At 70.5% G+C, this 24400-nt stretch carries 30 protein-coding genes and 1 tRNA gene; 14 read left to right on the top strand and 17 right to left on the bottom strand.

The window, feature by feature from the left end; genetic code table 11:
• The first annotated feature begins 60 nt into the window (after window positions 1–60).
• Window positions 61–486, top strand: a complete 426-nt coding sequence (locus ACIHAD_RS25345; RefSeq protein ID WP_357693112.1) for an ATP-binding protein — start codon at window positions 61–63, stop codon at window positions 484–486.
• Here ACIHAD_RS25345 and ACIHAD_RS25340 read toward each other — a convergent pair.
• The 3 genes from ACIHAD_RS25340 to ACIHAD_RS25330 form a co-directional block, all read right to left on the bottom strand.
• Window positions 483–1121 (bottom strand): YidC/Oxa1 family membrane protein insertase, encoded by a 639-nt coding sequence (locus ACIHAD_RS25340; RefSeq protein WP_397357085.1) that lies wholly within the window; start codon window positions 1119–1121, stop codon window positions 483–485. The two genes, ACIHAD_RS25345 and ACIHAD_RS25340, sit on opposite strands and share 4 nt — an antisense overlap.
• A gap of 75 nt (window positions 1122–1196) precedes the next feature.
• Window positions 1197–1397, bottom strand: a complete 201-nt coding sequence (locus ACIHAD_RS25335; protein ID WP_397357084.1) for a DUF6412 domain-containing protein — start codon at window positions 1395–1397, stop codon at window positions 1197–1199.
• Entirely contained in the window at window positions 1394–1567 is a 174-nt protein-coding gene (locus ACIHAD_RS25330) for a hypothetical protein (RefSeq protein ID WP_352363275.1), read from the bottom strand. Before ACIHAD_RS25330 ends, ACIHAD_RS25335 begins: the two co-directional genes overlap by 4 nt.
• A 94-nt stretch (window positions 1568–1661) precedes the next feature.
• On the opposite strand from ACIHAD_RS25330, the gene ACIHAD_RS25325 reads away from it, so the two are divergent.
• Complete coding sequence (locus tag ACIHAD_RS25325; protein ID WP_397357083.1) at window positions 1662–2360, top strand: response regulator transcription factor; 699 nt, start codon at window positions 1662–1664, stop codon at window positions 2358–2360.
• On the top strand, window positions 2357–3508 hold the full coding sequence (locus tag ACIHAD_RS25320) for a sensor histidine kinase (RefSeq protein ID WP_397357082.1): 1152 nt from the start codon (window positions 2357–2359) through the stop codon (window positions 3506–3508). Before ACIHAD_RS25325 ends, ACIHAD_RS25320 begins: the two co-directional genes overlap by 4 nt.
• Before the next feature lie 82 nt (window positions 3509–3590).
• On the opposite strand, the gene ACIHAD_RS25315 is transcribed toward ACIHAD_RS25320, so the two are convergent.
• Window positions 3591–3989, bottom strand: a complete 399-nt coding sequence (locus tag ACIHAD_RS25315) for a hypothetical protein (protein ID WP_397357081.1) — start codon at window positions 3987–3989, stop codon at window positions 3591–3593.
• Between the two features lie 187 nt (window positions 3990–4176).
• On the opposite strand from ACIHAD_RS25315, the gene ACIHAD_RS25310 reads away from it, so the two are divergent.
• The 3 genes from ACIHAD_RS25310 to mptB all read left to right on the top strand — a co-directional run bounded on the left by ACIHAD_RS25310 (window position 4177) and on the right by mptB (window position 6884).
• On the top strand, window positions 4177–4524 hold the full coding sequence (locus ACIHAD_RS25310) for an STAS domain-containing protein (RefSeq protein WP_357693099.1): 348 nt from the start codon (window positions 4177–4179) through the stop codon (window positions 4522–4524).
• Window positions 4521–5252, top strand: a complete 732-nt coding sequence (locus ACIHAD_RS25305; protein ID WP_397357080.1) for a glycosyltransferase family 2 protein — start codon at window positions 4521–4523, stop codon at window positions 5250–5252. The genes ACIHAD_RS25310 and ACIHAD_RS25305 overlap by 4 nt, the downstream gene beginning before the upstream one ends.
• 213 nt (window positions 5253–5465) lie before the next feature.
• A complete protein-coding gene (gene mptB / locus ACIHAD_RS25300) occupies window positions 5466–6884 on the top strand; it encodes a polyprenol phosphomannose-dependent alpha 1,6 mannosyltransferase MptB (RefSeq protein ID WP_397357161.1) in 1419 nt (472 codons plus the stop codon).
• On the opposite strand, the gene ACIHAD_RS25295 is transcribed toward mptB, so the two are convergent.
• Window positions 6769–9114, bottom strand: coding sequence for a hypothetical protein (locus ACIHAD_RS25295; protein ID WP_397357079.1), 2346 nt, complete (start codon window positions 9112–9114; stop codon window positions 6769–6771). The two genes, mptB and ACIHAD_RS25295, sit on opposite strands and share 116 nt — an antisense overlap.
• A gap of 210 nt (window positions 9115–9324) precedes the next feature.
• Here ACIHAD_RS25295 and ACIHAD_RS25290 point away from each other — a divergent pair, with 210 nt between their 5' ends.
• From ACIHAD_RS25290 to serS, 4 genes are all read left to right on the top strand, one after another.
• On the top strand, window positions 9325–10515 hold the full coding sequence (locus tag ACIHAD_RS25290) for a glycosyltransferase 87 family protein (protein ID WP_397357078.1): 1191 nt from the start codon (window positions 9325–9327) through the stop codon (window positions 10513–10515).
• Window positions 10516–10537: 22 nt separating this feature from the next.
• Complete coding sequence (locus ACIHAD_RS25285; RefSeq protein ID WP_397357077.1) at window positions 10538–10960, top strand: DUF4446 family protein; 423 nt, start codon at window positions 10538–10540, stop codon at window positions 10958–10960.
• A gap of 73 nt (window positions 10961–11033) precedes the next feature.
• On the top strand, window positions 11034–11954 hold the full coding sequence (pheA, locus tag ACIHAD_RS25280; RefSeq protein ID WP_397357076.1) for a prephenate dehydratase: 921 nt from the start codon (window positions 11034–11036) through the stop codon (window positions 11952–11954).
• A gap of 98 nt (window positions 11955–12052) precedes the next feature.
• Complete coding sequence (serS, locus tag ACIHAD_RS25275; RefSeq protein WP_397357075.1) at window positions 12053–13315, top strand: serine--tRNA ligase; 1263 nt, start codon at window positions 12053–12055, stop codon at window positions 13313–13315.
• On the opposite strand, the gene ACIHAD_RS25270 is transcribed toward serS, so the two are convergent.
• Window positions 13279–13719, bottom strand: a complete 441-nt coding sequence (locus ACIHAD_RS25270; RefSeq protein ID WP_397357074.1) for a hypothetical protein — start codon at window positions 13717–13719, stop codon at window positions 13279–13281. The two genes, serS and ACIHAD_RS25270, sit on opposite strands and share 37 nt — an antisense overlap.
• Window positions 13647–13958: a hypothetical protein gene (locus tag ACIHAD_RS25265; RefSeq protein WP_397357073.1), complete on the bottom strand. Its 312-nt coding sequence runs from the start codon at window positions 13956–13958 to the stop codon at window positions 13647–13649. The genes ACIHAD_RS25270 and ACIHAD_RS25265 overlap by 73 nt, the downstream gene beginning before the upstream one ends.
• Here ACIHAD_RS25265 and ACIHAD_RS25260 point away from each other — a divergent pair.
• Window positions 13948–14151 (top strand): hypothetical protein, encoded by a 204-nt coding sequence (locus ACIHAD_RS25260; RefSeq protein WP_397357071.1) that lies wholly within the window; start codon window positions 13948–13950, stop codon window positions 14149–14151. The genes ACIHAD_RS25265 and ACIHAD_RS25260 overlap by 11 nt on opposite strands.
• Window positions 14152–14516: 365 nt before the next feature.
• On the opposite strand, the gene ACIHAD_RS25255 is transcribed toward ACIHAD_RS25260, so the two are convergent.
• Window positions 14517–14720: a cold-shock protein gene (locus ACIHAD_RS25255; RefSeq protein WP_080043977.1), complete on the bottom strand. Its 204-nt coding sequence runs from the start codon at window positions 14718–14720 to the stop codon at window positions 14517–14519.
• 250 nt (window positions 14721–14970) lie between these two features.
• On the opposite strand from ACIHAD_RS25255, the gene ACIHAD_RS25250 reads away from it, so the two are divergent.
• Window positions 14971–15750: an HAD family hydrolase gene (locus ACIHAD_RS25250; RefSeq protein WP_397357070.1), complete on the top strand. Its 780-nt coding sequence runs from the start codon at window positions 14971–14973 to the stop codon at window positions 15748–15750.
• Here ACIHAD_RS25250 and ACIHAD_RS25245 read toward each other — a convergent pair.
• Window positions 15741–16256, bottom strand: a complete 516-nt coding sequence (locus ACIHAD_RS25245; protein WP_357693078.1) for a bacterial proteasome activator family protein — start codon at window positions 16254–16256, stop codon at window positions 15741–15743. The genes ACIHAD_RS25250 and ACIHAD_RS25245 overlap by 10 nt on opposite strands.
• Window positions 16257–16261: 5 nt before the next feature.
• Window positions 16262–17218, bottom strand: a complete 957-nt coding sequence (locus ACIHAD_RS25240; protein WP_397357069.1) for an NAD(P)H-quinone oxidoreductase — start codon at window positions 17216–17218, stop codon at window positions 16262–16264.
• A gap of 114 nt (window positions 17219–17332) precedes the next feature.
• On the opposite strand from ACIHAD_RS25240, the gene ACIHAD_RS25235 reads away from it, so the two are divergent.
• Window positions 17333–19336 carry an AAA family ATPase gene (locus tag ACIHAD_RS25235; RefSeq protein ID WP_397357068.1) on the top strand — a complete coding sequence of 668 codons (2004 nt, stop codon included), beginning with the start codon at window positions 17333–17335 and terminating at the stop codon, window positions 19334–19336.
• 1 nt (window position 19337) lies between these two features.
• Here the strand turns inward: ACIHAD_RS25235 and ACIHAD_RS25230 are convergent.
• Window positions 19338–19424: transfer RNA gene (locus tag ACIHAD_RS25230), tRNA-Ser, on the bottom strand.
• Between the two features lie 51 nt (window positions 19425–19475).
• Here ACIHAD_RS25230 and ACIHAD_RS25225 point away from each other — a divergent pair.
• Entirely contained in the window at window positions 19476–19796 is a 321-nt protein-coding gene (locus tag ACIHAD_RS25225; RefSeq protein WP_397357067.1) for an STAS domain-containing protein, read from the top strand.
• On the opposite strand, the gene ACIHAD_RS25220 is transcribed toward ACIHAD_RS25225, so the two are convergent.
• From ACIHAD_RS25220 to ACIHAD_RS25195, 6 genes are read right to left on the bottom strand one after another with little or no spacing between them, the layout of a single operon-like run.
• Entirely contained in the window at window positions 19793–20647 is an 855-nt protein-coding gene (locus ACIHAD_RS25220) for an NUDIX hydrolase (RefSeq protein ID WP_397357066.1), read from the bottom strand. The two genes, ACIHAD_RS25225 and ACIHAD_RS25220, sit on opposite strands and share 4 nt — an antisense overlap.
• 11 nt (window positions 20648–20658) lie before the next feature.
• A complete protein-coding gene (locus ACIHAD_RS25215; protein ID WP_397357065.1) occupies window positions 20659–21390 on the bottom strand; it encodes a M15 family metallopeptidase in 732 nt (243 codons plus the stop codon).
• 29 nt (window positions 21391–21419) lie between these two features.
• Window positions 21420–21905, bottom strand: coding sequence for a universal stress protein (locus ACIHAD_RS25210; RefSeq protein ID WP_397357064.1), 486 nt, complete (start codon window positions 21903–21905; stop codon window positions 21420–21422).
• A 13-nt stretch (window positions 21906–21918) separates the two neighbouring features.
• On the bottom strand, window positions 21919–22155 hold the full coding sequence (locus ACIHAD_RS25205; RefSeq protein ID WP_397357063.1) for a hypothetical protein: 237 nt from the start codon (window positions 22153–22155) through the stop codon (window positions 21919–21921).
• Window positions 22152–22571: a hypothetical protein gene (locus tag ACIHAD_RS25200; RefSeq protein WP_397357062.1), complete on the bottom strand. Its 420-nt coding sequence runs from the start codon at window positions 22569–22571 to the stop codon at window positions 22152–22154. Before ACIHAD_RS25200 ends, ACIHAD_RS25205 begins: the two co-directional genes overlap by 4 nt.
• On the bottom strand, window positions 22568–24367 hold the full coding sequence (locus tag ACIHAD_RS25195) for an MDR family MFS transporter (RefSeq protein WP_397357061.1): 1800 nt from the start codon (window positions 24365–24367) through the stop codon (window positions 22568–22570). The genes ACIHAD_RS25200 and ACIHAD_RS25195 overlap by 4 nt, the downstream gene beginning before the upstream one ends.
• Window positions 24368–24400 lie beyond the last annotated feature (33 nt).

The following is a 24400-nucleotide window of genomic DNA, read 5'->3' as shown; positions in this document are numbered from 1 at the left end:
GTCGTACCGGGGAGTGTTCCCGCGGGGGGCACAGGGAACGGGGAGGTGGGTGTGTCAAGCGTGGTGCTGCTGCCGTACGCGCCGTCCAGCGTCGCCGTCGCCCGCCAGCGTCTGAGCACTGACCTGCAGGATTGTGGGGTCTACACTGCCGCGATCGACGATGCGGTGCTGGTGGTGAGCGAGTTGCTGAGCAACGCGCTGCGGCACGCGCATCCGCTGCCTTCAGGCATGGTGAGGGTTGCCTGGATGCGTAGCGACGATCACATCGAGGTGGCGGTGAGCGACGGGGGTGCGGCGACAGAGCCGCGGGCGGGCCGCCCGACCCTGTCTTCGCTCGGGGGCCGGGGGCTGGGAATCGTCGAATACGTGGCTGAGAGCTGGGGGGTTCGTCACGACGGTGACACGACGACCGTGTGGGCCATCCTGCCCGCTCCCAACGGTGCGTCGGTGAACGGGCAGGTCGCGGCCCTGAAAGAGGCCGGTTAGGCGGTCCTGGCCGCGAGCACGGCCCGTTCGGTGACGGCCCATGCCGTGGAGACCAGGAGATACAGGCCGGCCGCCAGGGGGAGCACGAGCGCGGCCAGCGCCGTGCCGTACGGCAGCAGCGGCATGACCTTCCGCAGCAGCTCCGGCTGCTCCTCCGAGACCTTGATCGAGCGTGCCGACAACCATGCCAGCAGCACGAGCCCCGCGATCACGACGAAGACCGAAACCGGCCAACTGATCAGACCGAAATTGGCCACCACGCCCGCGAACTGCTGCCCCAGCGGAGCCCCGAGCAGAGTGTGACCGGCCAGCGCGGTCGGATGCGTGGCCACTCTGAACATCAGCCACATGAACGGCAATTGCGCCAGCATCGGCAAGATCCCCGCGAACGGGGACGTGCCTTCCCGGGCGTACAGCGCGGTCAGCTCCTTGGACAACCGCTCGGGATCGCGCCCGTGACGCTCCCGCAACTCCCGCAACTCCGGCGCGAGCCGCTGCCTGACCCGGTTGGTACGCGCCTGGCGGACGTTGAGCGGCAGCAGGACCAGGCGTACGGCGAGGGTGAACAGCACGATGGCGAGCGCGGCGTAGCCGCCGGACACGTCGATGACGAACGTGACAAGTGAATCGATCATGAGCCCTTCAGACATGACGACGGACCAGGGCTCACACATGATGGCGAGCCCCGCTTGACCGGAAGCGGGGCTCGGCTAGGGCGCTCTTGGACGCGGGCGTCCGGCCGCGTCGGGATCGCGCAGCCGCTGGAAGGCCGTGCGGCGCGCGTAGGTCAGCGGGAAGCCGGAGCGCTCACCGCCGAGGGCGGGCAGCAGCGTGGCCGCCCACGTGGCCAGCAGGAGGATCGCCATCATGGTGATCCCCACCAGCCACGGATCGAACAGGAACGAGGTCACTGCGACGAACGGGACTTACCGACGACGGTGACCGCGATGAAGACGATCAGAGCCACGACACCGACGATCAGGACGAGCTTGAACAGACCTGCCAGCAGGGGCAGAAGGAAGTTGAACAGCACGAAGAGACCGAGAAGGGTCCCTAAAACCAGCATCACGACTCTACTCATGAGGCCACCGTACGTCCTCCGAGCATGATCCGCGAGGCTTACGAATGTGTGACGTACATGTCGCCCACGTGGGGCTCAGCCGTACGGTGAGACGGTGAACACCCGCATCCTGGTGGTCGACGACGATCCGACCGTGTCCGAGGTCGTGGCGCGTTATCTGGAGCGCGACGGGCACGAGGTGGAGTGCGTGGGCGACGGCGCCGAGGCGCTGCGCAGGGCGCTGGCCGATCCGCCCGACCTCATGGTGCTCGACCTGATGCTGCCCAGGATCGACGGGCTCCAGGTGTGCAGGAAGCTCAGGGAGCGGTGGCCGGTCCCGGTGATCATGCTGACCGCGCTCGGCGAGGAGCTCGACCGGGTGGTGGGCCTGGAGACCGGGGCGGACGACTACGTGACGAAGCCGTTCAGCCCGCGGGAGCTGGCGCTGCGCGTCCAGTCGGTGCTGCGCCGGGCGCGGGGGGCGTCCGTCACGGCCGGGACCGGCGTGCTGCGCGACGGCGACCTCGTCGTCGACGTCGGTGCCCATGAGGTGCGGCTGGGCGGCGGCCAGGTGATGCTGACGGCCAGGGAGTTCGACCTGCTGGCCTACCTCATGCGCAACCCGCGGCAGGCGTTCAGCCGGTCGGCGCTGCTCGACCAGGTGTGGGGCTGGTCGTTCGGCGACTCCTCGACCGTGACCGTGCACGTGCGGCGGTTGCGGGAGAAGATCGAGGCGGACCCGACAGAGCCGCAGCGGATCGTCACGGTCTGGGGTGTCGGATACCGGTACGAGCCACTGGAGAGCGCGGGGTGACGCCCGCCGAGCCGTGCCTGGGGAAGACGTGCCCGGAGGTCATGGTGTCGGTGAGCGAGCTGCCCATGGTCGTGGCCGTCTCGGCGGTGCTGGGGCTGCTGATCGCGGCCGCCGGCGTGTGGGCGATGGGACGGCTGCGGACCAGGTCCATCGGGGTGATGCTGGCCGTCGTCGTGGTGGTCGCGGTGGCGGCGACGCTGGCGGGCGTGGTCGCGATCACCATGAAGATGATCATCGAGGGGGCGGTCAAGGACTTCGTCCTCAGCGTGGTCGCGGTGGGCGGCCTGGTGGGGCTCGGGGTGGCGTTCGTGCTGGCCAGGCGGGTGGTGGGCGAGAGCAGGCGGCTGGTGGCGGCCGTCCGGGACGTGCCGTTCAGGGCGCCGCGGGGGTTGCCGGCCGAGCTTCAGGAGATCGCGAGCACCCTTGAGGAGGCGTACGAGCGGGAACGCGCCCTGGAAGGCGCGCGCCGGGAACTGGTCGCCTGGGTGAGCCACGACCTGCGCACGCCGCTCGCCGGCCTGCGGGCCATGGCCGAGGCACTGGAGGACGGCGTGGTGGCCGACCCCGCGACGGTCACGCGCTACCACAACCAGATCAAGCTGGAGGTCGAACGGCTCTCGGCCATGGTGGACGACCTGTTCGAGCTGTCGCGGATCCACGCGGGCGCGTTGCGGCTCTCACGGGCCAGGATCGGGCTCGCCGACCTCGTGGCCGACACGCTGGCCGGGGTCGAGCCGCTGGCCAGGGCCAAGGGGGTGGTGCTCACGGCGGAGGCGGCGGGGGCCGTGCCCGTGGAGGCCGACGCGGCCGCGCTGGGCCGGGCGCTGCGGAACCTGGTCGTCAACGCCGTCCGGCACACGCCCTCCGACCGGGTCGTGGTGCTGCGGGCCGGGGTGGACGAGCAGGGGATGGCCTGTCTCTCGGTGGCCGACGGTTGCGGGGGGATTCCCGAGGAGGATCTGCCTCGGGTGTTCGAGGTGGCGTTCCGGGGGGAGGCCGCGCGTACGCCCACCGCCGACGGCGGCGCCGGGCTCGGGCTGGCGATCGCCCAGGGGATCGTCGAGGCGCATGATGGGATGATCGGGGTGGTCAACGAAGGACCGGGGTGCCGGTTCGAGATCCGCTTGCCCCTGGTGTCCGGTGGTTGACGTTCCCGCACGTGTCCTGCCTCGATCTTCCGCTTGTGGCTTCGCTCCTCGATCGCAGGTTGCCCCGGGCTGGCTGTCGGGGTCAGGCGGGTTCGGAGAGCGCTGTGTCGCGGTGGCCGAACGACTCCGACATCGCCCGGAACGTCGGGCAGGGCCAGCGCCACATGCAGCTCCGGCACCGCAGGATCGGGTTGGCGGTGTCGCTCGTGATGCCACCCGCGTCGCGCGGCTGGTGCAGGTCGAGCAGCCGCAGCCCGAGCTCGGCGAACCTGAGCAGGTCGGCGCGTGAGCCGGCCAGGAAGTCGAGGTCTTCGCTCGCCAGCCTGGTGCGGATCGGGACGTAGCCCTCGTGGTTCAGCAGACCGCGCAGGCGCGCTGCTTCGTCATGCCATGACGTGGCCTTTTCTGTGCGGATGAGGATGGTCTCCAGACGTTCGCGGAGCCCCTGACGCTGTGGATCTTCAGGTTTCTCTGCATTCATCGATACGAGGCCCATAGGGCGGGCCTCAGCCCCTCCTTCTCCATGAAGCGTTGCCTGTTCCGATGTCACGCTGTCAAGCTTCGCGTACTCTCCGTTTCGATGAAGCCCAAACGGAGGACAAAAACCTGTCGTTCCCCTCTCGGCGTGACAACGTGACCGGAAGCCTCCGCGCCGCTAGCCTGCCCATGTGGAGCTCAAGGTCTCGACTCGATCACATGCCGGGTGCGCACTCGTTGCCATCACCGGAGAAATCGACCTCTATACGGCGCCTCACCTGCAGGCCGAGTTCACTCGGCTGCTGCAGGACGGGCCCAGCCGGGTGGTCATCGACATGTCCGCCGTGGATTTCTGCGACTCCACGGGGATGAACGTGCTGCTCTCGGCGCTCAAGCGCATGAAAGAGCGGGGAGGCGTGCTGGAGGTGGCCGCGCCGCGTCCGGCCGTCCGTAAGATCCTGCAGGTCACGGGGCTCGTCTCGGTGTTCACCGTGCATGACGAGCTGCCGCAGGAGTTCCTCATCACCGAGGGATCATGACGCAGGCTGACACGGCTGTCGTCATTCCCGCGGTGAACGAGGGCGATCGCATCGCGGCCACCGTCGCCGCGGCGGCCGGCCTGCCCGGTGTCGATCTCGTCGTGGTCGTCGACGACGGCTCGACGGACCGCACCGGCAAGGTGGCCCGGGCGGCGGGCGCGCGGGTGGTCCGCCACAGCCGCAACCGGGGCAAGGCCGCGGCCATGGAGACGGGTGCGGAAGCCGTACGCCTCCTCGACGAGGGCCGTACCCCTCGCCACCTGCTCTTCCTCGACGCCGACCTGGGTGACACCGCGCGCGCCGCGGCGCCGCTGGTGGAGCCCGTGCGCGAGGGCAAGGCCGACATGACGATCGCGGTGTTCGGCACGCGGGTGAAGCTCGGCGGCCACGGCTTAGTCGTGCGCGTGTCCAAGGACGGCATCCGTCGCGCCACCGGCTTCGAGGCCGCCCAGCCGCTCAACGGCCAGCGCTGCCTGACCAGAGCCGCCTTCGAGGCCGCGCGGCCGCTGGCGCACGGGTTCGGCGTGGAGACGGCGCTGACGATCGACCTGCTGCGCAAGGGGTTCAGGGTCGTCGAGGTCGAGGTGGAGATGTCCCACCGGGCCACCGGCAACGACTGGCGGGCCCAGTTGCACCGGGCTCGGCAGCTGAGGGACGTGGCTCTGGCTCTGGCGAGCCGGGAGCCGGTGGTCGTCGAAAACCTCGGCAAACTTCTCCCCAAGCGCTGACTTTCGGGCTCCGGGTTATCCACAGGCGTGGATGATCTGGGGCTGGGCTCGTCGTGAGTGTGCTGGAATTTGCGGGTGACTTCGGAGAGACGCCGCACACAGGCACAATCGCGACCCTTCTGGGTGGGGTCGCCGCGTCCTCCCTGGTCTGCCGCCGACGGGGGCCGGCTGGCCGACGCGGTTCGGGGGCGGCTCGCGGTTCCCGGGCTGGTGATGATCGCGGTCTCGGTGCTGCTGACGATCACGATCGGGTCGCTCGGGCCCTCTCCCATGGTTCCCGCGCTGGGCGGGCCGGGGTGGCAGCCGCCGTACTGGCTGGATGCCGGTCCTGATCCGTATGTGGTGATCGTGCTGGCCGCGGCGGCCGTGGTCATCGGCGGGGCCGGGTTGCTCGCGGCGCTGGCCGATCCGCGTCCTGTGCTGAGCCCCCGGCTGCTGGTGCTTCTCGGGTGTCTCGCGGCGGGGGTGCTCGCGTTCCTGCCTCCTTCGGGTTCCGGCGACCATCTCAACTACGCCGCGTACGGCCGGATGGTCACGTTGGGGCTGAACCCCTACACGCACGGCGCCGACGACCTGCCGGGTGATCCCGTCGCCGACGCGGTCGAGCGGCCGTGGCGCGAGGAGCCAAGCGTCTACGGGCCCGTCGCCACCGCGCTCCAGGCGCTGGCGAGCTGGGTCGGCGGCGACTCGCTCCGGTTGACCATCTTCGTGCTGGCGGTGTTCAACGCGGCCGCCTTCGTCGTCACGGCGCTGCTGATCGACCGGTTCACCCGGGACGACCCCGCCCGGCGTCTGCGTGCCGCCCTGTTGTGGGCGGTCAATCCGCTCCTGCTCTACCACCTGGTCGCGGGCATGCACGCCGACACCCTCGCCATCGTCTGCATGGTGGCCGCGTTGCTGGCCCGGGCACATCCGGTGCGGTCGGGGGTGCTGCTCGGGCTCGGGGTGGCCACGAAGCTCAACGCGGGGCTGGTGGCGCTGGGGCCCGCGTGGGAGCTGCGCCGCCGTCCGGGGCGGCTGGCCGTCATGGCGGTCGGCGCGCTGGCCGTGGTGGTCGCCGGCTACGCGATCGTGGGGCCCGAGGCGATCACGCCGGTGACGACGACCAGCAAGGCGATCTCGCACGCGTCGTTCTGGAAGCTGGTGCAGGGGTGGCTCTGGGCCCTGGTCGGCACGGGCCGCGCGTACCGGGGGGAGATCCAGGTCGGCGCTCTGGTGGTGCTCGCCCTCATCGCCTGGCTGCTGCTCCGCCTGGCGTCCAGGCGATCCCCGTCCGGTCGGGATTCGGGGGGGCTGGAGGCGCCGGTCGTGGCGGCGGGGCTCGTCGTGGCCTACCTGTTCGCCACGCCGTACATCCTGCCCTGGTACGACGGGCTGGCGTTCGGCATGCTCGCCCTGGTGGGCGCCTCGGCTGTTGACGGGTTCATGGTCGTCCACCTGCTGGTCCTGTCCCTGGCCTACCTGCCCGCCCGGGTGGACGGGCAGCCGCCGGGTGCCGAATGGCTCAGTGGCGTCCTCAGGCCTCAGATCGCGTGGGCGCTGCTGGCGTTGACCGTTCTGCTGATGGTGTGGGCGTGGCGAGCTGGAGGGCCCGTACGCAGGCCGCGAGCGTCAGCGGCACCGCCACCGTGAGCGCCATGGCCGGGATGGCGATGCCCGAGTCGTTCATGAGGAAGCCCACGAAGGCGCAGGTGAGCGCCCCGAACAGGCCGGCCCTGAGCGGGGGGGCAAGCGTGTACGCCTGACCGAGCGCCGAGGCGCCCCACCGCGACGGGCGGGCCAGCACCAGGAACAGGAACGCCAGCGCGACCAGCGACAGGAGCGTCAGCGGCCAGTTGCCCACGGTCACGCCGATCATGGCCCCGAACTTGCGTGCGACGACGGTCCACGCCTGGCCGTCGATGATCTGCTGGACGAAGGCGCCGAGGTGGGTCCGCCTGTCGGCGGGGCGCATCCAGTCGAAGAACGAGATGGCGGCGATCAGCGCGGCCGCGATCACTCCGACGAGGAGGAGCTTCAGCACCGACACACGCCTGCCGGACAGCAGGATGAGGAAGACCGCCACCCCGATCACGAACGCCGGGACACCGCCGAAGTCCGCGCCCCACGAGGGCGAGCCGTCCGCGAAGACGGCGAACGCGCCGTACAGGCCGCACAGCGCCACCACCACAGTCCGGGAGACACCCCTGCCGAGCAGCCAATGTGCCACTCCGGCCAGGCCGAGGATCGTGCCGGTGGCGTAGACGGCGAAGGCGATGTTGCTGAAGCCGTAGAAACGTCCTCCGGTGACGGGTTCGTAGCCGGTCACGGCGTTCACCTGGAGTGCCGAGCCGGTCATCACGTCGATGAGGAGGGCGAGCGAGGTGATGGCGGCGACCACGGTGAGCGGGCCGAGCACGTGCGTACGCCATGGGCCGGCGAAGGCCAGGGCGGTGATCAGGGCGGCGATGGCCACGATCGTCACGATCACCGAGGCCATCGGCGTCGGCAGGCTCCACCAGGGCACGAGCTGGGCCAGGAAGGTGGAGACGGCGATGGCGCCGCTGACGGTCGCCACCACCTGGATCGCCGCCAGCAGCTTCGAGGCGTCGGCCGGCTCGCCGCCCGCCCCCGAGACGGGACGGCCGACCGCCGTGGCGGCGTTCGCCGGGGCCTTGCGGTCGTCGGTGGACGCCGGTGTCTCCCCGACGCGGGTGGAGCGGCGGCGGCGGAGCGCCAGGGCGGCGAGGGCGTAGAAGAGCAGCTGGACGCTGACCAGGACGGTGAAGAAGGGCCCGCGTACGTCACGGAGCACCTGACTGGCCAGGTCGCCGTCGGCGAGCCGCGTCACCGTGGCGGCGGCCGGGGCGGGGGCGTTGCCGTCGGGCTGCCAGGGGCGGCCGACCACGTCGCGCGGGGCGGTCAGGCCCAGGAGCTGGATGGCGGTGGCGGTGAGGTCGGTGATGGTGACCAGGCCGTCCTGGCGGGTGGAGGTGGCCGTGAGGTAGCCCTGCGGGTACGGCTGCCCGGCCGGGGACGGTCCCGTGGCGACGGCCGCGTGGAGGTGGGCGTTGGGGTTGACGTCGGAGATGCCGGCGAGCAGGAGGGTGGTGTCCGGCGGCAGCTTGCCGATCAGGGCGGCGATCCGCTGGTCCGCCCGGGTCGCGGCGGCTCGGCGTTCGGCGGCAGGGAGGGAGGCCGGGACGCCGTCGTCGTCGAGAGGGCCCTTGGCCCAGGCGGTGGCGAGGTCGGCGGCCTCGAAGACGATCAGGTTGTAGGGGGTCAGGTCGTTCAGGCCGTCGAGGGTGGGGGCGTATTTGGTGATTTTTCCGGTCTTGTCGGCGGCGGCGAGGGCGGCTCCGGGGCCGATCGCCGCCACCTTGCCCCCGCCGTCCGTCACCAACTGGCCGAGCGTACCCAACTGGGCCGCGTAACCGGTGTCGGACTGGAAGGCCACCAGGTCCCGCCAGCCGGGGACGGTGGCGCCTTCGCCGGAGGGCTCGGGGTTCGCCGGGGAGGGGCAGCCTTGGCCGGGGGCGCCGGCGCGCTGGCCTGCGGAGACGGTCAGCCAGCCCGCGACCGGACAGGTGATGCCGCGGTCTGGGGGCGGGACGGCGCGGGTGGACAGTGACGCCGAGCCGCCCTGGGTGACGAGCTTCCACAGGGCGGGGGTGCCTGACTCGCTGAAGTCGCTCCACTGCAGGCCCGGGACGCCGACCAGCGCGACCCGCCGGCCCGCCGGACCGGATCGGCCGTACACGCCGCCCGAGGCCGTCGCGGCGGCCTGGACGGCTGCGGCGGTTCGAGGGGTCGCGGTGCTTGAAGTGGCGGCGGTAGCCGTGCCGGGGAGCAGGACGGCCGCGAGCAGGAGCCCGAGGATCACAGTGATCAGAGGGCGGCCCGCCCGAGGTCCCGCCGGCCTGAACCGCTGCCGAGGGGCGGGGGCGGCCGGTGTCGGACGGAGAGGCGGGAGAGGGCGGCGCGCGGGGCGTACGCGATGCTCTCGGTGCTCGGCCCCGAGCGTGGCGTAAGGCATGTACGGAACCCCCAGTGTCTGCGCCCTCGATCAACAGCCACGGTAACGTGCCACATCGTGACAAGAGGCGAGGTGCGGGTGATCCGGCGGCAGTGGTGGGCGTGGGTTGTCGTGGCGCTCGTCGTCGCGGCGGCGGCGGCCCCCCTGGTGCACACGTGGCTGACCAACCCGGACGACCAGCGGCTCGTCGACCTCGACGTCTACCGTACCGGCGGGCAGATGCTGCTCGACGGCCGTCCGGTGTACGACTTCTTCACGCCCGCGCCCCAGTTGCTGCCGTTCACCTATCCGCCCGTCGCGGCGATGCTGGCCGTGGCGCTGGCCGAGATGTCCTGGGGCACCGCCCAATGGGTGTGGACGGCCGGGATCTTCGTGGCGCTGGCCGTCACCGTCTGGTTCGCCTTCCGGCAGGCTCTGCGGGCCTACGTGCCGTGGGTGTTCGGGCTGCTCATGGTGGCCTGCACGTACCTGATGCCGATCCGCGACCAGGTGCGGTTCGGGCAGGTGGACATCCTGCTGGTCGCCCTGTGCCTGGTGGACTGCGTGGCGCGGCGGCCCTGGCTGCCCCGGGGGTTCCTGGTCGGGCTGGCCACGGCCGTCAAGCTCACGCCGGGCGTCTTCCTGATCTACTTCCTGGTCACCAAGCAGTGGCGGCCGTTCTTCATGGCGGCGTTCGTGGCGGCGGTGCTGACGTTGCTGCCGTTCGTGGTGATCCCGCAGGACGCGTCCACCTTCTGGTTCTCGGCGCTGCTCGATCCGGAGCGGCTGGGGGCGAACAAGGCCACCACGAACCAGTCGATCAGGGGCATGCTGCTGCGGCTGTACATGCCGGAGTCGCTGACGTTCGTGATCTGGGCCGTGGTCGTGGCGGCCGTGGCCTGGTACGGGTTCCGGGCGGCGCGGGCGGCGTACCAGGCGAAGGACGAGCTGACGGCGGTCGCGCTCACGTCGCTGATGGCGGTGCTGCTCTCGCCCGTCGCCTGGATCCACCATCTGGCATGGGTGGTCGTGGTGCTCGGGGCGATCGTCGGCGACGGGCGCGATCCGGTCAGGCTGCGGGTGGCCGCGGGGGTCTGGCTGTTCTACGTGGTCCCCGTCCCGTGGTGGGGGGTGTCGCTGATCGCCGCCAAGATCCCGGGGGTGAGCCCGGTCCTGGGGAAGATCGTCCAGGACGGGTTCGGGCTGGGGGCGCTGGTGCTGGTCTGGTTGCTGGCGTCCTGGTTGCCCGAACGGCGACAACTGGCTTGACCGAAGTATTACCCTCTGTGGCGTGCTCATCACCGCTTGGGTAGTCGTGGGTCTCGTGGCCGGGGCGAGTGGCGTGTTCATCGGCTACATGGGGCTCAGGCAGGCAAGGGCCGCCGTCGACGACTGCCTGCGGAGGGTGGCCAGGCAGACGAGCGAGGGCGCCGGCGACCTCAAGGCCATCAGGGACGTGGCCGTGTGCCGCTACGACGCGCTCGCCGAGATGAGCGGCAGGCTCTCGTTCTCGGTGGCCATGATCAACGGGCTGGGCGACGGCATCGTCCTGACCTCGATCAACGGCACCAGCGAGACGCGCACGTACGTGCGGCCGGTGGTGGGCGGCAAGGGGCAGCAGCCGCTGTCGCCGGAGGAGGAGCAGGCGGTCCGGGCGGCCCGGCTCGGGTTGGGGCCGCTGGTCCCGCCGCGGGTCCTCAAGAGCTCACACTGAGTGTCCGTACGGCTGCCGTACGCGGTCGGCGAAAGGGCGGCGTGCCGCGGCCACCTGCGGATACTCTGGATGCATGCCCAGACTCGCCTATCTCGGACCGGAAGGGACCTTCACCGAAGAGGCCCTGAGGCTCCTCGACCCCGCCGCCGAGCGCCTGCCCTGCGCCACGGTCGGCGCGGCGCTCAACGCCGCCCGTTCCGGTGACGCCGACGGCGCCGTCGTGCCGCTGGAGAACTCGATCGAGGGCGCGATCACCACGACGCTCGACGAGTTCGCCTGGGGCGAGCCGTTGATGATCACGGCCGAGCTGCTGCTCCCGGTCCAGTTCTCGCTGCTGGCCAGGCCCGACACCGAGATCGTGCACATCAAGCGGGTCTACACGCATCCCGCGGCCATCACGCAGTGCCGCGCCTTCATCGCCCGCGAGCTGCCCGACGCCGTGGTGGTCGCCGCGCCTTCGACGGCGGCCGCGGCCCAGGAGGTCGCGCTGCCCGGCTCGCCGTACGACGCCGCCATCGCCGCGCGCATCGCCGGCGAGCACTACGGGCTGGTCCCGCTGGCCGCCGACATCGGCGACCGGTCCGACACGGTGACCAGGTTCGTCAAGGTGAGCCGTCCGGGGCCGCTGCCGGAGGCGACCGGGTCCGACCGCACCACGCTGGTGGTCTTCCTCGCCGACGACCACCCGGGCGCGCTGCTGGAGATGCTGACCGAGTTCTCCGTGCGCGGGGTCAACCTGACCCGCATCGAGTCGCGGCCGACGGGCGACGGCATCGGGCGTTACTTCTTCCACTTCGACTTCGAGGGGCACATCGCCGACGCGCGGGTGGGCGAGGCCGTCTCCGGGCTCCACCGGATCTGCGGCGAGGTGCGCTTCCTCGGCAGCTACCCCCGCGCCGACGGGGTCGCGCCGCAGATCAAGAGGGGCACGGCCGACACCGAGTTCGCCGGTGCCGCCGACTGGCTGGCCCGCGTCCGGTCCGGGCAGCTCTGACCCGCCTCGGCGTGCGTTCCTGCGGGCCGTCCGGCTTCCGCGCGACGTGCCGGGGAATCCGGGGGCGGGTCGGGGGCGCGCGCCGGTAGCCTTTCCTTGTGATTGACCTGCGTACCCTTCGTGAGGATCCCGACCGGCTACGGGCGTCGCAGCGTGCCCGCGGTGAGGACGACTCCGTCGTCGCAACGCTGCTCGACCTCGACGAGCGCCACCGATCCGCGCTGACCTCGTTCGAGTCGATGCGCGCTGAGCAAAAGAGCATGGGCAAGTCGGTCTCCAAGGCGCAGGGCGAGGAGAAGGCCGCGCTGCTCCAGCGGGCCAAAGACCTCGCGAGCCAGGTCAAGGCCGCCGAGGCCGAGGCGGAGAAACTGGCGGCCGAGCTCGACGAGCTCATGCAGACGGTGCCCAACATCGTCGAGGAGGGCGCCCCTCCGGGCGGCGAGGACGACTACGTCGTCCTGGAGACGTCCGGGACGCCGCGCGAGTTCGACTTCGAGCCGAAGGACCACCTGGAGCTGGGCGAGGCGCTCGGCGCGATCGACATGGAGCGCGGCGCCAAGGTGTCCGGCTCGCGGTTCTTCTTCCTCAAGGGCGTCGGCGCCCGGCTCCAGCTCGGCCTGCTCAACATGGCGATGCAGCAGGCGATCGAGGCCGGGTTCACGCCGATGATCACGCCGGTGCTGGTCAAGCCGGAGACCATGCAGGGCACCGGCTTCCACGTCGCCCACGACAAGGAGATCTACCGCCTGCCCGAGGACGACCTCTACCTGGTCGGCACCTCCGAGGTGGCGCTGGCCGGCTACCACGCCAACGAGATCGTCAGCGGCGACGAGCTGCCGCTGCGCTACGCCGGCTGGTCGTCGTGCTTCCGCCGCGAGGCCGGCTCGTACGGCAAGGACACCCGGGGCATCATCAGGGTCCACCAGTTCGACAAGGTGGAGATGTTCTCCTACGTCCGTCCCGAGGACGCGCACGAGGAGCACCAGCGGCTGCTGGCCTGGGAGAAGGAGATGCTGGCCAAGATCGAGGTGCCCTACCGGATCATCGACACGGCGGCGGGCGATCTCGGCATGTCGGCGGCGCGCAAGTTCGACTGCGAGGCGTGGATCCCGACCCAGGGCCGCTACCGCGAGCTGACCTCGACCTCCAACTGCACCCAGTTCCAGTCGCGCAGGCTCGCCGTCCGTTATCGCGACAAGGACGGCAAGCCCCAGCATCTGGCCACGCTCAACGGGACGCTGGCCACCACCCGGTGGATCGTGGCGATCCTGGAGAACCACCAGCAGGCCGACGGCTCGGTGGTGGTTCCGCAGGCGCTGCGTCCCTACGTGGGGCTCGACGTGCTGGAGCCGTCCAAGTAGGTGTGGCGGCGGGCGTCGATCGCGATGACGGCGACGCCCGCGACCACGACCAGGCCGGTCAGCAGGGCCGCGAGCGCGGTGGCGGTGCCGTAGGTCTCGGGCGTGCCGTGCGACCAGCCGTGGAAGGGCAGGTAGACGGCCGCATAGACCAGCGGCGCGGCCACCATGCCGACCGCCGCGCTCACCGGCCGTGGCTTTCCGTCCCAGGCCAGCACGACGCACACCACCCCGGCCGCCAGTGCCACCGCCCAGCCGAACAGGCCGGCGACGTTCACGAGCAGCACTCCGTGGGTCTCGCTGTCCAGCGCGGCGAACATGGCCAGCGAGCCGATCATCCCCGCCGCCGCGAACCCGCCCTGATGCCTGCGCATCCCGGCGCCGACGCCGCCGAGCAGCATGCACACGGCCAGGAGGGCTGCCAGGTCCGGCCGCCGTCGTCCGACTGGTCCACACCCAGGCGGTCCTGGCGTACGCGGTAGCAGCGGATCGCCTGGCCGGGCACGCACTGGGCGCTGATCGACGTCCGGGCCGGGGCCGGGTCGGGGGCCGCCCCGTCGGTCCAGGTCGTCCCGCCGTCGTCGGAGAGGCGGGAGCCGGGTTGGGCGCCGGTCGTCCGTACGACGATCTTGCCCGTGCCGGTCACGTCCACGGACAGGGCCGCCGGCGGCGGGACGGGCGCGGTCGGCGCGGCGTCCGAGGAGCAGTGCCGTCAGGGCGGGGGCGACCACGAGTCCGGCCAGGTCACTGAGCTTGCCGGTGAGGAGGCCGGGCCACAGCGGCTGAAGAGGTGGTCGTTGAGCAAGAGCACGATGACCCCGGTGATGGTCACGGGGTGACATAACCACGCGTACCTCATATACGGGTGGATGGCGGGGGATGGAGGGAAGTTGGGTCGTCCCCGAGGCCGTGACTGATTTGTGAGGCTTCCGCGGCGCGAGGGTTATCCACAGGGCTGTGCGCACTTGTGGATAAATGGCCGTGGCGCTGTGGGGGCTCCAGACGGGCCCTGACGGGCGAGCGCATGTCTGGACATTGCAGGAGAGCGAACGATGCCTGTCAGAGCCGTCACGGCTCCGCAGGGCGCCCGGGTGACGGCGTGTGGGGCCGTTGTCCGCGAAGGCACTGTGGGGTGAGAAGCAAAAAGACCGGAGTCCGCTGGAATGCGGACCCCGGTCTTACTTGTCGAACTACGAACTACAGGTCAGAGTGCACGGACCTGGGAGGCCTGCGGCCCCTTCTGTCCCTGCGTGATCTCGAACTCGACCCGCTGGCCGTCTTCAAGGCTGCGGTAGCCGTTGCCGACGATCTCGGAGAAGTGCACGAACACGTCCGGCGCACCGCCGTCCGGGGCGATGAAGCCGAAGCCCTTCTCGGCGTTGAACCACTTGACGGTTCCCTGAGCCATAAAAGCTCTCCCTCAGGATGTGAATCTATGGGACCCACACCTCGTGGATCCCGGTGTGTCGTACAGCAAGCACCCGGGGTGGCTCAGACAAAGTCATGCTGGTTTTCACTACGGGATCAGCTAATACAACGCCATCACATCTAACACCATTCTGGCGCGTTGGTGTTCCCGTCCCTACGAAGATTTCTGTCACGCGGCATCACCGGGCAAACTGGAACCTGTTATGCGAAGCCTTGCACCGCCGCGCCTAGTGGCCACCGACCTCGACGGCACCGCTCTGCGCGCCGACGGAACCGTGTCTCCCCGGACGGCTGCGGCCTTCGCGAAAGTCGAGGAATCCGGGGCAGCGCTCGTCTTCGTGACCGGCCGGCCGCCGAGGTGGATGGGCGGGGTCGCGGGCGCCGTACGGCATCGTGGCCTGGCCATATGCGCCAACGGCGCACTGGTCTACGACCTCCATACCGAACGGATAGTTGAATCTCACCTGATCGATGCCGACGTAGTCGGGGAAGTCGTCGCTCAGCTACGAGCGAACGTGTCCGATCTCGCATTTTCGGTCGAGTATGAAGTGGGTTTTGCGCATGAGTCCGATTTCAGGCTCGGCGGCCTGGATCGCAAGGGTGTCGGAATCGTCCGGATTGACCGGGACGCACTGACTGCCCGGCCCTGCGCCAAGCTGCTCGCCCTCCATCCCGACATGAACGCCGACGAGCTGCACGCGACCGTGCACGAGCTGGTGGGACATCTGGTGACCGCGACCCACTCCAGCCACGGCGGCCTGGTCGAGATGAGCGCCCAGGGCGTGACGAAGGCCACGGCGCTGGCCACGCTGGCCGGACGGCACGAGATCAAGCCGGCCCAGGTGATCGCGTTCGGCGACATGCCGAACGACCTGCCCATGCTGAGCTGGGCAGGCACGTCGTACGCCGTCGCGAACGCCCACCCCGACGTGCTGGCCGCGGTCGATCACGTGACCGCGTCCAACGACGAGGACGGCGTCGCTCAGGTGCTGGAGCGGCTCTACAGGTAGGGGCCCGACCCGCTCGGCGGCCGGTGGCCCTCGTCACCCTGCGGCACACCGGGCAGCGCCCGGCGCATCTGCTCCAACTGGGCCCTCGCCGCCATCTGCTGGGCGAAAAGGGTGGTCTGGATACCGTGGAACAAACCTTCCAGCCAGCCCACGAGCTGGGCATGCGCGATCCGCAGCTCGGCCTCGCTGGGCGGCGTGCCATTGTCGTCGGTGAACGGGAGCGACAACCGTTCCAGCTCGTCGACCAGCTCCGGCGCCAAACCGTCCTCAAGCTCCTTGATGGAGGACTCGTGGATCTCCTTCAAGCGCTTGCGGCTGGCCTCGTCGAGCGGGGCCGCGCGCACCTCCTCCAGCAGCTGCCTGATCATGCTGCCGATGCGCATCACCTTGGCGGGCTGCTCGACCAGATTGGTGACCGAGCGTTCCTCTTCACCGCTGTCGCCCTGACCTTGGAAGTCGGGGCCCACCACCACGATGTGAGGGGTGTTGTTGTCCTCAGCATTCATAACACTCACCGTACTAGCAGGATCTTGCCGACGTGCTCTCCCGAATCCAACATTCGGTGTGCATCGGCTGCCTCCGCCATGGGCACCCTCGCGTACACGACGGGACGTACGGCACCCGCCTCGACCAGCGGCCACACGTTGGCCACGACACTGCGCACGATGACGCCCTTCTCGTCCACCGGACGAGCGCGCAGCGTGGTGCCGTGGACGGCCGCCCGCTTGGTCAGCAGGGCGCCGAGGTCGAGCTCGGCCTTCCTACCGCCCTGGAGGCCGATGATCACCAGCCGGCCGCCGGTGCGCAGCGCCCGTACGTTGGCCGCCAGGTATTTGGCGCCCATGATGTCGAGGATGACGTCGGCCTCCACCCGGTCGGCGAAGTCCTCCTCGCGGTAGTTGACGACCTCGTCCGCGCCCAGCTTCCTGACCTGCTCGGCCTTCGCCTCGGACCCGACCGTGGCCGCCACCCGCGAGCCGAGCGCCTTGGCGAGCTGCACCGCGAACGTGCCGATGCCGCTGGCCCCGCCGTGCACCAGCAGGGTCTCGCCGCGCCGCAGCCGGCCGACCATGAACACGTTCGACCACACCGTGCACGCCACCTCGGGCAGGCCCGCCGCCTCCTCCAGCGGCACGCCCTGGGGCGCAGGCATGACCTGCTGCCAGGGCACCGCCACGCGCTCGGCGTAACCGCCGCCGGCGAGCAGCGCGCACACCTCGTCACCGGCCTTGAACTGCTCGACGTCCGCCCCCACCGCGGCCACCACGCCCGACACCTCCAGCCCGGGATACGAGGGCGCGCCGGGAGGCGGGTCGTAGAAGCCCATCCGCTGGTGGACGTCGGCGCGGTTGACCGCCGAGGCGACCACGTCGATCAGCACGTCCCCCGGTCCGACGGACGGATCGGGCACCTCGCGCCACTCCAGGACCTCGGGCCCACCCGGTTCGGTGATCTCAATGGCTCGCATGCGATCCACGGTAGCCGGGCAAAGAAGTTGTGGGTTGCCGGGCTGCGCGGGAACGCGTGGCGTTAACCTGCAAAGTATTTGCTGCCCCTTTAGACCCACCCGAGGGGGAACACGGTGGCAAGACACGATCGAGAAGAATCTCTCGAGGAACAGCTGGCCTGGCTGGACGCGATCAAGGAGACCGAGGAGACGCCGATCTCCGTCGGAGCCCCGTCCGCGTCCGTGGACGAGCCGGTGGCTTCGCCGTACCCCAAGGACCCGTGGCTTCTCGTGCCGGTCCACGACACGCCGACGCCGCCGCTGTTCCGCGCCGCCGTCGACTCCGTGTACGGCCACGCGGCGGCCGAGGAGCTGCCGGAGGAGGAGAGCGAGGCCGGGGAGTGGCTGGACAGGGCCGGCACGCAGGAGAGCGGCCCGGCGCAGGAGAGTGCCGCGAGCGAGCCCGCCGCGCCGCCGGTGAGCCTGGGCCGGTCCGAGGACCCCTTCCTGGCGCCGCTCAAGCCGCTGCCCCGGCCTGACGACACCGACAGCTACTCGTTGTCGTTCACGCCGCCCGGGCAGGCGGAGAGCGGCGAGAGGGGTGGGGAGAAGGGCGGCGAGCAGGGAGGGGAGCAGGCGCGCGAGAGCGAGGAGCCGGGCTGGCCGTCCCCCGCCGACTGGTCGCGGCCCGCCGAGCAGTCGAACGAGACGCAGCCGATGATCACCGAGCTGCCCAAGGCGTTCGACGTGCCCGCCCGCACCGAGCCGCCGAAGGCGTTCGACGTGCCCGCGCGCACCGAGCCCCCGAAGGCGTTCGACGAGCAGATCCGCGTCGAGCCTGCCGACGTCGAGCCGCCCAAGGCGTTCGAGGAGGCCGCTCGTACGGAACCGGCCAGGGCGTTCGAGGAGCCCGTACGGCAGGAGCCGGTCGAGGAGGCTCCGGCCGACGAGCGGCCCCGCTGGGACGAGCGGCCGCAGTGGTCCGACACCTCCTTCCGCGAGGGCCGCCCGCAGCGGCCCGAGCCCGCGCACGGCGAGCCCGCCTCCGCTCCCCAGGAGGCCGCGCGGGACGAGCGCCCGCAGTGGAGCGACCGCCAGGAGTGGCGGCCGGCCGAGCGGGAGATCCCGCCGCCGCACGAGCGGCGGCGACGTCCGGCGCCCATCCCCGTGTTCACCGCGCCGCAGCGGCCGCCGCTCACCGGCAGGCCGACCGCCGACAGCCTCGACCCCGAGTCGCTGCTGCGCGGCAGGCGCAACGCACCCTCGAAGGGCTGGCGGCGGCTGGTCTACAAGGCGTCCGGCGGCTGGATCAAGCCGGGGGAGGCGCCGGAGGTGCGCCGCCGCCGCGAGCTGGTGACCAGGGCGCGCACCCCCGTGACCACCGGCCACCATCGGGTGGCCGTGCTGAGCCTGAAGGGCGGCGTGGGCAAGACCACGACCACGGTCGGCCTCGGCGCGACGCTCGCGCAGATGCGCGGCGACCGCGTCATCGCCGTGGACGCCAACCCCGACAGGGGCACGCTGTCCGACAAGCTGGTGCTGGAGACCTCCGCCACCGTGCGCGACCTGCTCAACGAGCGCGACCAGGTCAAGCGGTACGTGGACATCAGGGCGTTCACCTCGCAGGCGCCCTCGCGGCTGGAGGTGCTGGCCAGCGACCGCGACCCGTCGGTGTCGGAGGCGTTCAGCGGCTCCGACTACCAGGCCGTCTCCCAGGTGCTGGAGAACTTCTACTCCATCTGCATCACCGACTGCGGCACCGGCCTGCTCCACTCCGCCATGGGCGGCGTGCTCGGGCTCGCCGACCAGATCGTGCTGGTCAGCAGCCCTTCCGTGGACGGCGCCAGGGCCGCCTCGGCCACCCTCGACTGGCTGGAGGCCCACCACTACGCCGACCTGGTGAAGAACGCGACCGTGGTGTTGTGCAGCGTCCGGCCGCGGTCGAAGTCGGCGGTGGACATCAGGAAGCTGGAGGCCCATTTCGCCGCCAGGTGCCGCGCGGTGATCAGGGTGCCGTACGACCCGCACCTGGAGGAGGGCGCGGAGATCGACCTCGACCGGCTCCAGGAGCCGACCAGGGAGGCCTACCTGCAGCTCGCCGCCAGCGTGGGCGACGGGTTCGCGGGGATCCGCGAGTGAGCGGAGGGTGTGGGATTCGAACCCACGAGGCCATCGCTGACCTGGCCGCTTTCAAGGCGGCTGCACTCGTCCACTATGCGAACCCTCCCGTGCGGAAACCACGATAGCGGCTGTGGTGGCAGGGGTGTACGTTCAGGAGGTGGCGGATCTGAAGGTCGAGGTGGAGCGCGGTCATGGCGACGCGACCGTGCGCCTCCACGGAGATCTCGACAAGCTCACGGCGCCCCTGCTGAAGGAGCGGCTGGCCGGGCTCTCCGCCGAGCGGGGCCTCGACCTCGTGATCGACGCCCACGAGCTGGACTTCTGCGATTCCGGCGGCCTGTGGGTGCTGGTGGAGCACCAGCGCGCGGTCACCGCTTCCGGCGGCTCGTTACGGCTGGTGGGCGTGCACGGCGTGCTGCGGCGCGTGCTCGACGTGACGGGCTTGAAGGCCGCCTTCGACGAGGTGCTCGCGGCCTAGTCGCGGCCTCGGCCGAGCTGTGACAGCAGCCAGCGGGGGCCCTCGGTCTCGGCCCCCAGCTCGGCGACCCGTTCCTTGAGCCGGCGGTCGGCCGTGACGACGAGCACCCGCTCCCACGGCTTCACCTGGCCCACGATGTCCACGATCGCGTCGTCGCCGCTGCCCGTGGCCGCGACCACCTGCAGACCCGTGATCTCCGGGGTGCTCCTGGCCGCGCCCTCCACGACCGCGACCACGCGCGGGAACCACTGCGACAACACCGGGTGGGTGAGCCTGAGCTCCGCCACCTCGGTGAGCAGGCGGGTGGTGGCGCCCAGCCGGTCCTTCCACCAGCCGTGCTCGGCACGCGCGCCGATGATGTTGGCGACGTCGAGCACGATCGTCTCGGGGCGGATGGCGGCCCGGACGCGATCCCACGTCGCGGCGAAGCCGGGATGCAGCTTCCGGCCGGTCAGCTCGGGCAGCGGCAGCCAGCGCAGGTCGGTGCTCTCGCTGTTGGCGGGCCTGGCCGGCACGAGCTCGGCGGACTCGGCGATCACCGTCTCGAAGGACCAGCCTCCGTGGTCGTCCAGGAAGACGCCCTGCACGCGGAACCCGTCGCCGCCGAGGGTGGCCTCCTCGCGGGCCTCGCGCAGGGCGCTGGTGACGGCGTCCTCGTGGCTGTCGCGGGCGCCGCCGGGCAGGCCCCAGGTGCCGCCGTGGTGACTCCACAAGGAGCGCTCCTGCATGAGCACGTGGGGCACGCCGAGCGGGTCATGGTGGACGAGGAGCAGGCCCGATGCGCCGTGGATGCCCCAATGTCTGTGTCCGAGCCCGCATTCGGCCCAGCCGTCGCCGTCCTTAACCGCCATGAGGGATTGTCTCAGCCTCCGCCCTTACTGAAATGTTGCAGGTCCTTGGCGCCCGTCCAGTAGCCGCCCCACTCCCAGCCCACGTCGGCGAAGGCCCTTACGACCTTGTCTCCAGGGTTTACCACACCTTTACCCTTCAGTGGGCGCTCGGTGTACCTCTTGGCATTTTGGTGTGCAGTGCCACCGCTTGCGGTGACATATGGGTTCTCGCGGGGATTGATGTCAATGGCTTGGCCGTACGCGTGGTTCGACCAATTGCTGGAACCGGTCGCGCGACGGCAGTTGAATGCCGAGGTGTTGTCCGCCTCGATGGAGGCGAAGTCGTCGCCTTTGTAGACGTCCACGAGCTTCATCTGCCTGATGGGCCAGCGCCAGTCGTACAGCTTGCGGAAGACGGTCTCGATGTCGTCGGTGACCGTTTTGCGGACGACCAGCTCGCCCGTATGTGGTTTGTCGTCGAAGCCCCAGTACGACATGGTGACGAGCCGGAGGTCCTGGTACGAGACCGGGCACCCGGGCCGCCACGAGTACGGCAGCCGTTCGCGCGCCACCTTCGTGACCTTCGACGTGAACGGCGGCGGAGCCGTCGGGCTCGGCTCGCTCGTGGGCGGGGTCGTGGGCGGGACCGTCCCGGATGCCGGCGCGGAAGGCGTGGGCGTGGCGCCGGACGAGGCGACGGGCGCCTGCCCTGCGCACGAAACGGACGTGAGCACCACGAACGCCATGGCGGCTGTACGTTTCATCTGGCCACCATATGCGACGTCATGCCAGGTCAGGGGACTATCAGCACCGTCCGGCGAGCCCGTTTCGCCAGGCCGACGGCCACCGAGCCGCCCAGGGCGTGCCAGGAGGAACGCGACCTGCCGACCACGATGGCGTCGGCCCGGTAGGAGCCGGCGAGCGACTCCAGCTCACGGGCGGTGTCCCCGCGGACGCTGACGAACTGCCAGGGCACGCCGACGCCCCTCAACTCGTCCCGGAGGTCGTCGGTGAGGTCGGTCGCGGAGTCGGGGATGATCGGGGAGCCGGCGAAGAACCACATGGTGGTGGCGTTGATCGGCTCCACGAAGGCGACGAGCAGCGCGGCTGCGTCCCGCCGGGCCAGCCCCGCCGCGTACGCGAGCGCGTTGCGGCTGGGGTCGGACCCGTCGAAGCCGACGACCAGCAGCCCGGCGCCGTCCTTGCCGATCTCGAACTGCCCCGCGGGGAGCCGGCCCTCCAGTGGCTCCCGGCCGGGGTCTGTGCTACCGCCGAACACGGCACGACTCGCGTCAGGCGTCCGCGTGCTTGCCACGGCGGGCCAGCTCGCGCAGGGAGTCGGCGGCGTAGATCACCAGGGCGACGAACGACACGGCGGCGAGCCCGCCACCGACCCACAGGTCGTTGACGGTGGCGTTCGCGTACGAGGCGCCCCGGGGCTGGTAGCCGACCGCGAACGGCGCGGCGACCAGCCACAGCCCGGTCAGGAACAGCAGGACGAGGGCGGAAATGCCCAGTTTGGCCTTCATCGGGACTCCTCCAGACCCACCAGGGTGGTCTTGCCGTTCTGACGGTGCTCACCGCCGCGGCTCGGGTTGTTCATGTCCTCGCGCAGCGCCTCCACGAGCGGGGCGAGCAGGCCGGCCAGCTCGGCGGAGGACGCCTGCGGCGCGACGGGCGCGGGCTCGGGCTCCGGCTCCACGCGCTGCTTGATGGTCACCAGGCCGCGGACCACGAGCTCTTCGTGGATGGCCAGGACGAAGCCGATGACGCCCACCAGACCGAAGACGGTCACGCCGAGGCCCGAGAAGAACTCGGTCGTGGTGGGGTCGGTCCAGTCGGCGTTCTCGGGCTGTGTGCCGAGGGCGAAGGGGGCGATCATCAGCCACAGGCCGGCCATGACCGCCAGGGCCGCCGCTACGGCGCCCACGAACTTGCGAATCATTGAGAGACTCCTCCGGATACGAGGTCTTGCTGCGCCGGCGTGGCCTGCGCGATGAGGGCGCGCGAGGTGGGCCGAAGCACGTTCTGTGCGACCGTCCAGGCGCGTTCGCGCTCGGGGCGGCCGTCGGGCGGTGCCATCCTGGCGACCGCGGAGAGCAGCGCGGACGGCCGGCCGTTCGACCGCTCGACACGCTGGGCGATGAGCTCCAGGAGCAGCCCGGCCAGGACCAGGTCGTCCTTGCCGAGGGGCTTGGGGCCGGCCGGCATCGTCGTGCCGCGCAGCGGAAGCTCCTTCAGGAACAGCGCCGCGATGAACCCGAGCAGCGCGATCGGCACGCCGACCATGAACACCGTCTCCAGAGCCCGGGTGAAGGACTCCAGGATGATCCCCTTCAGCGGCTCGGGCAGCTGCTGGATCGCGGCGGGGCTGCCCAGCTTCTGCCCGGTGCCGGGCAGGTGGAGGCGGGCCTGGGCCACGAGATCGGCGAACTCGCTCGCCTGCCGGTTGGTCAGGATCGCGCCGAAGCCCGCGACGCCCATCGCGCCGCCGAGCGAGCGGAAGAACGAGACGCCGGCCGTGGTCGAGGCCATGTCACGCAGCTCGGAGCCGTTCTGGGCGGCCAGGATGAGCATCTGCATGGACAGGCCGAGGCCGATGCCCAGCACGCCCACGTCGAGCCCGATGAGCCATTCGCTGGAGTCGACGTGCAGCCGGGAGAGCATGAACAGGCCGACGGCCACGATCACGAGGCCCGCGACCGGGAAGATCTTCCACTTGCCGGTGTTGGTGACGATCTTGCCGGAGATCACGCCCGCGAGGAACAGCGCCACCACCATGGGCAGCGTCATCAGGCCCGAGTTCGTCGGGCTCAGGCCCTTGACGATCTGCAGGTACTGCGGCAGGTAGATCATCGCGCCGAACATGGCCATGCCGACGAACAGCGAGGCCGCGCTGGTGAGCACGAACGTGCGGTTCCTGAACAGCCGCGGCGGCAGGATCGGGTTGCGCGCCGTACGCTCGGCGAGCACCGCCAGGGCCAGCATGAGCACGGCGAACGCGGCCAGGAAGTACGTCCAGAACGAGTTCCACTCGAACTCGTTGCCGCCCAGCGTCAGCAGCAGCATCAGCGAGGCCGCGCTGGCCGTGATGGTCGTCGCGCCCCAGATGTCGATCGAGGTGTTCCGCTTGACCTTGGGCAGCCGCAGGACCTTCTGCACCACCGCGAACGCGACGATGGCGAACGGCACCACGACGTAGAAGCACCAGCGCCAGCCGAGCCAGTCGGTGTCCACGATGAACCCGCCGAGCAGCGGTCCCGCGACCGTGGAGATGCCGAAGACGGCTCCCATGTAACCGGAGTACCGGCCGCGCTCACGCGGCGAGACGATGTCTCCCAAAATCACCTGCGCAAGGGCCGACAAACCACCCACACCCAGGCCCTGTACGGCACGTGCCGCGATGAGTTGTCCCATGTTCTGGGACAGACCGGCCACCAGTGAAGCCGCCACGAACAGACCGAGAGCGGTCTGGAAGAGCAGTTTCCGTCCGAACAGGTCGGACAGCTTGCCCCACAACGGTGTCGAGACCGTCATCGTCAGCATGGTGGCGCTGGCCACCCATGAGTACTGGTCCTGACCGCCGAGTTCCCCCACGATCGTCGGCAACGCGGTACCCACCACGGAAGTGGAGATCATCGACGTCAGCATGGCGAGCATGAGCCCGGACATGACTTCGAGGATCTCGCGGTGGGTGTACTGCCTTCGGGCGGGGGGAGCGGCCTGTGCCTGGGCTACCAAGACACCACATCCCCTTCGTACGCACTTATTCAA

Source organism: Nonomuraea sp. NPDC052265 (assembly GCF_044547985.1).
Classification (GTDB): Bacteria; Actinomycetota; Actinomycetes; order Streptosporangiales; family Streptosporangiaceae; genus Nonomuraea.
The sequence above is the reverse complement of the archived record's forward strand: the minus strand, read 5'-3'. Positions and strand labels throughout refer to the sequence as shown.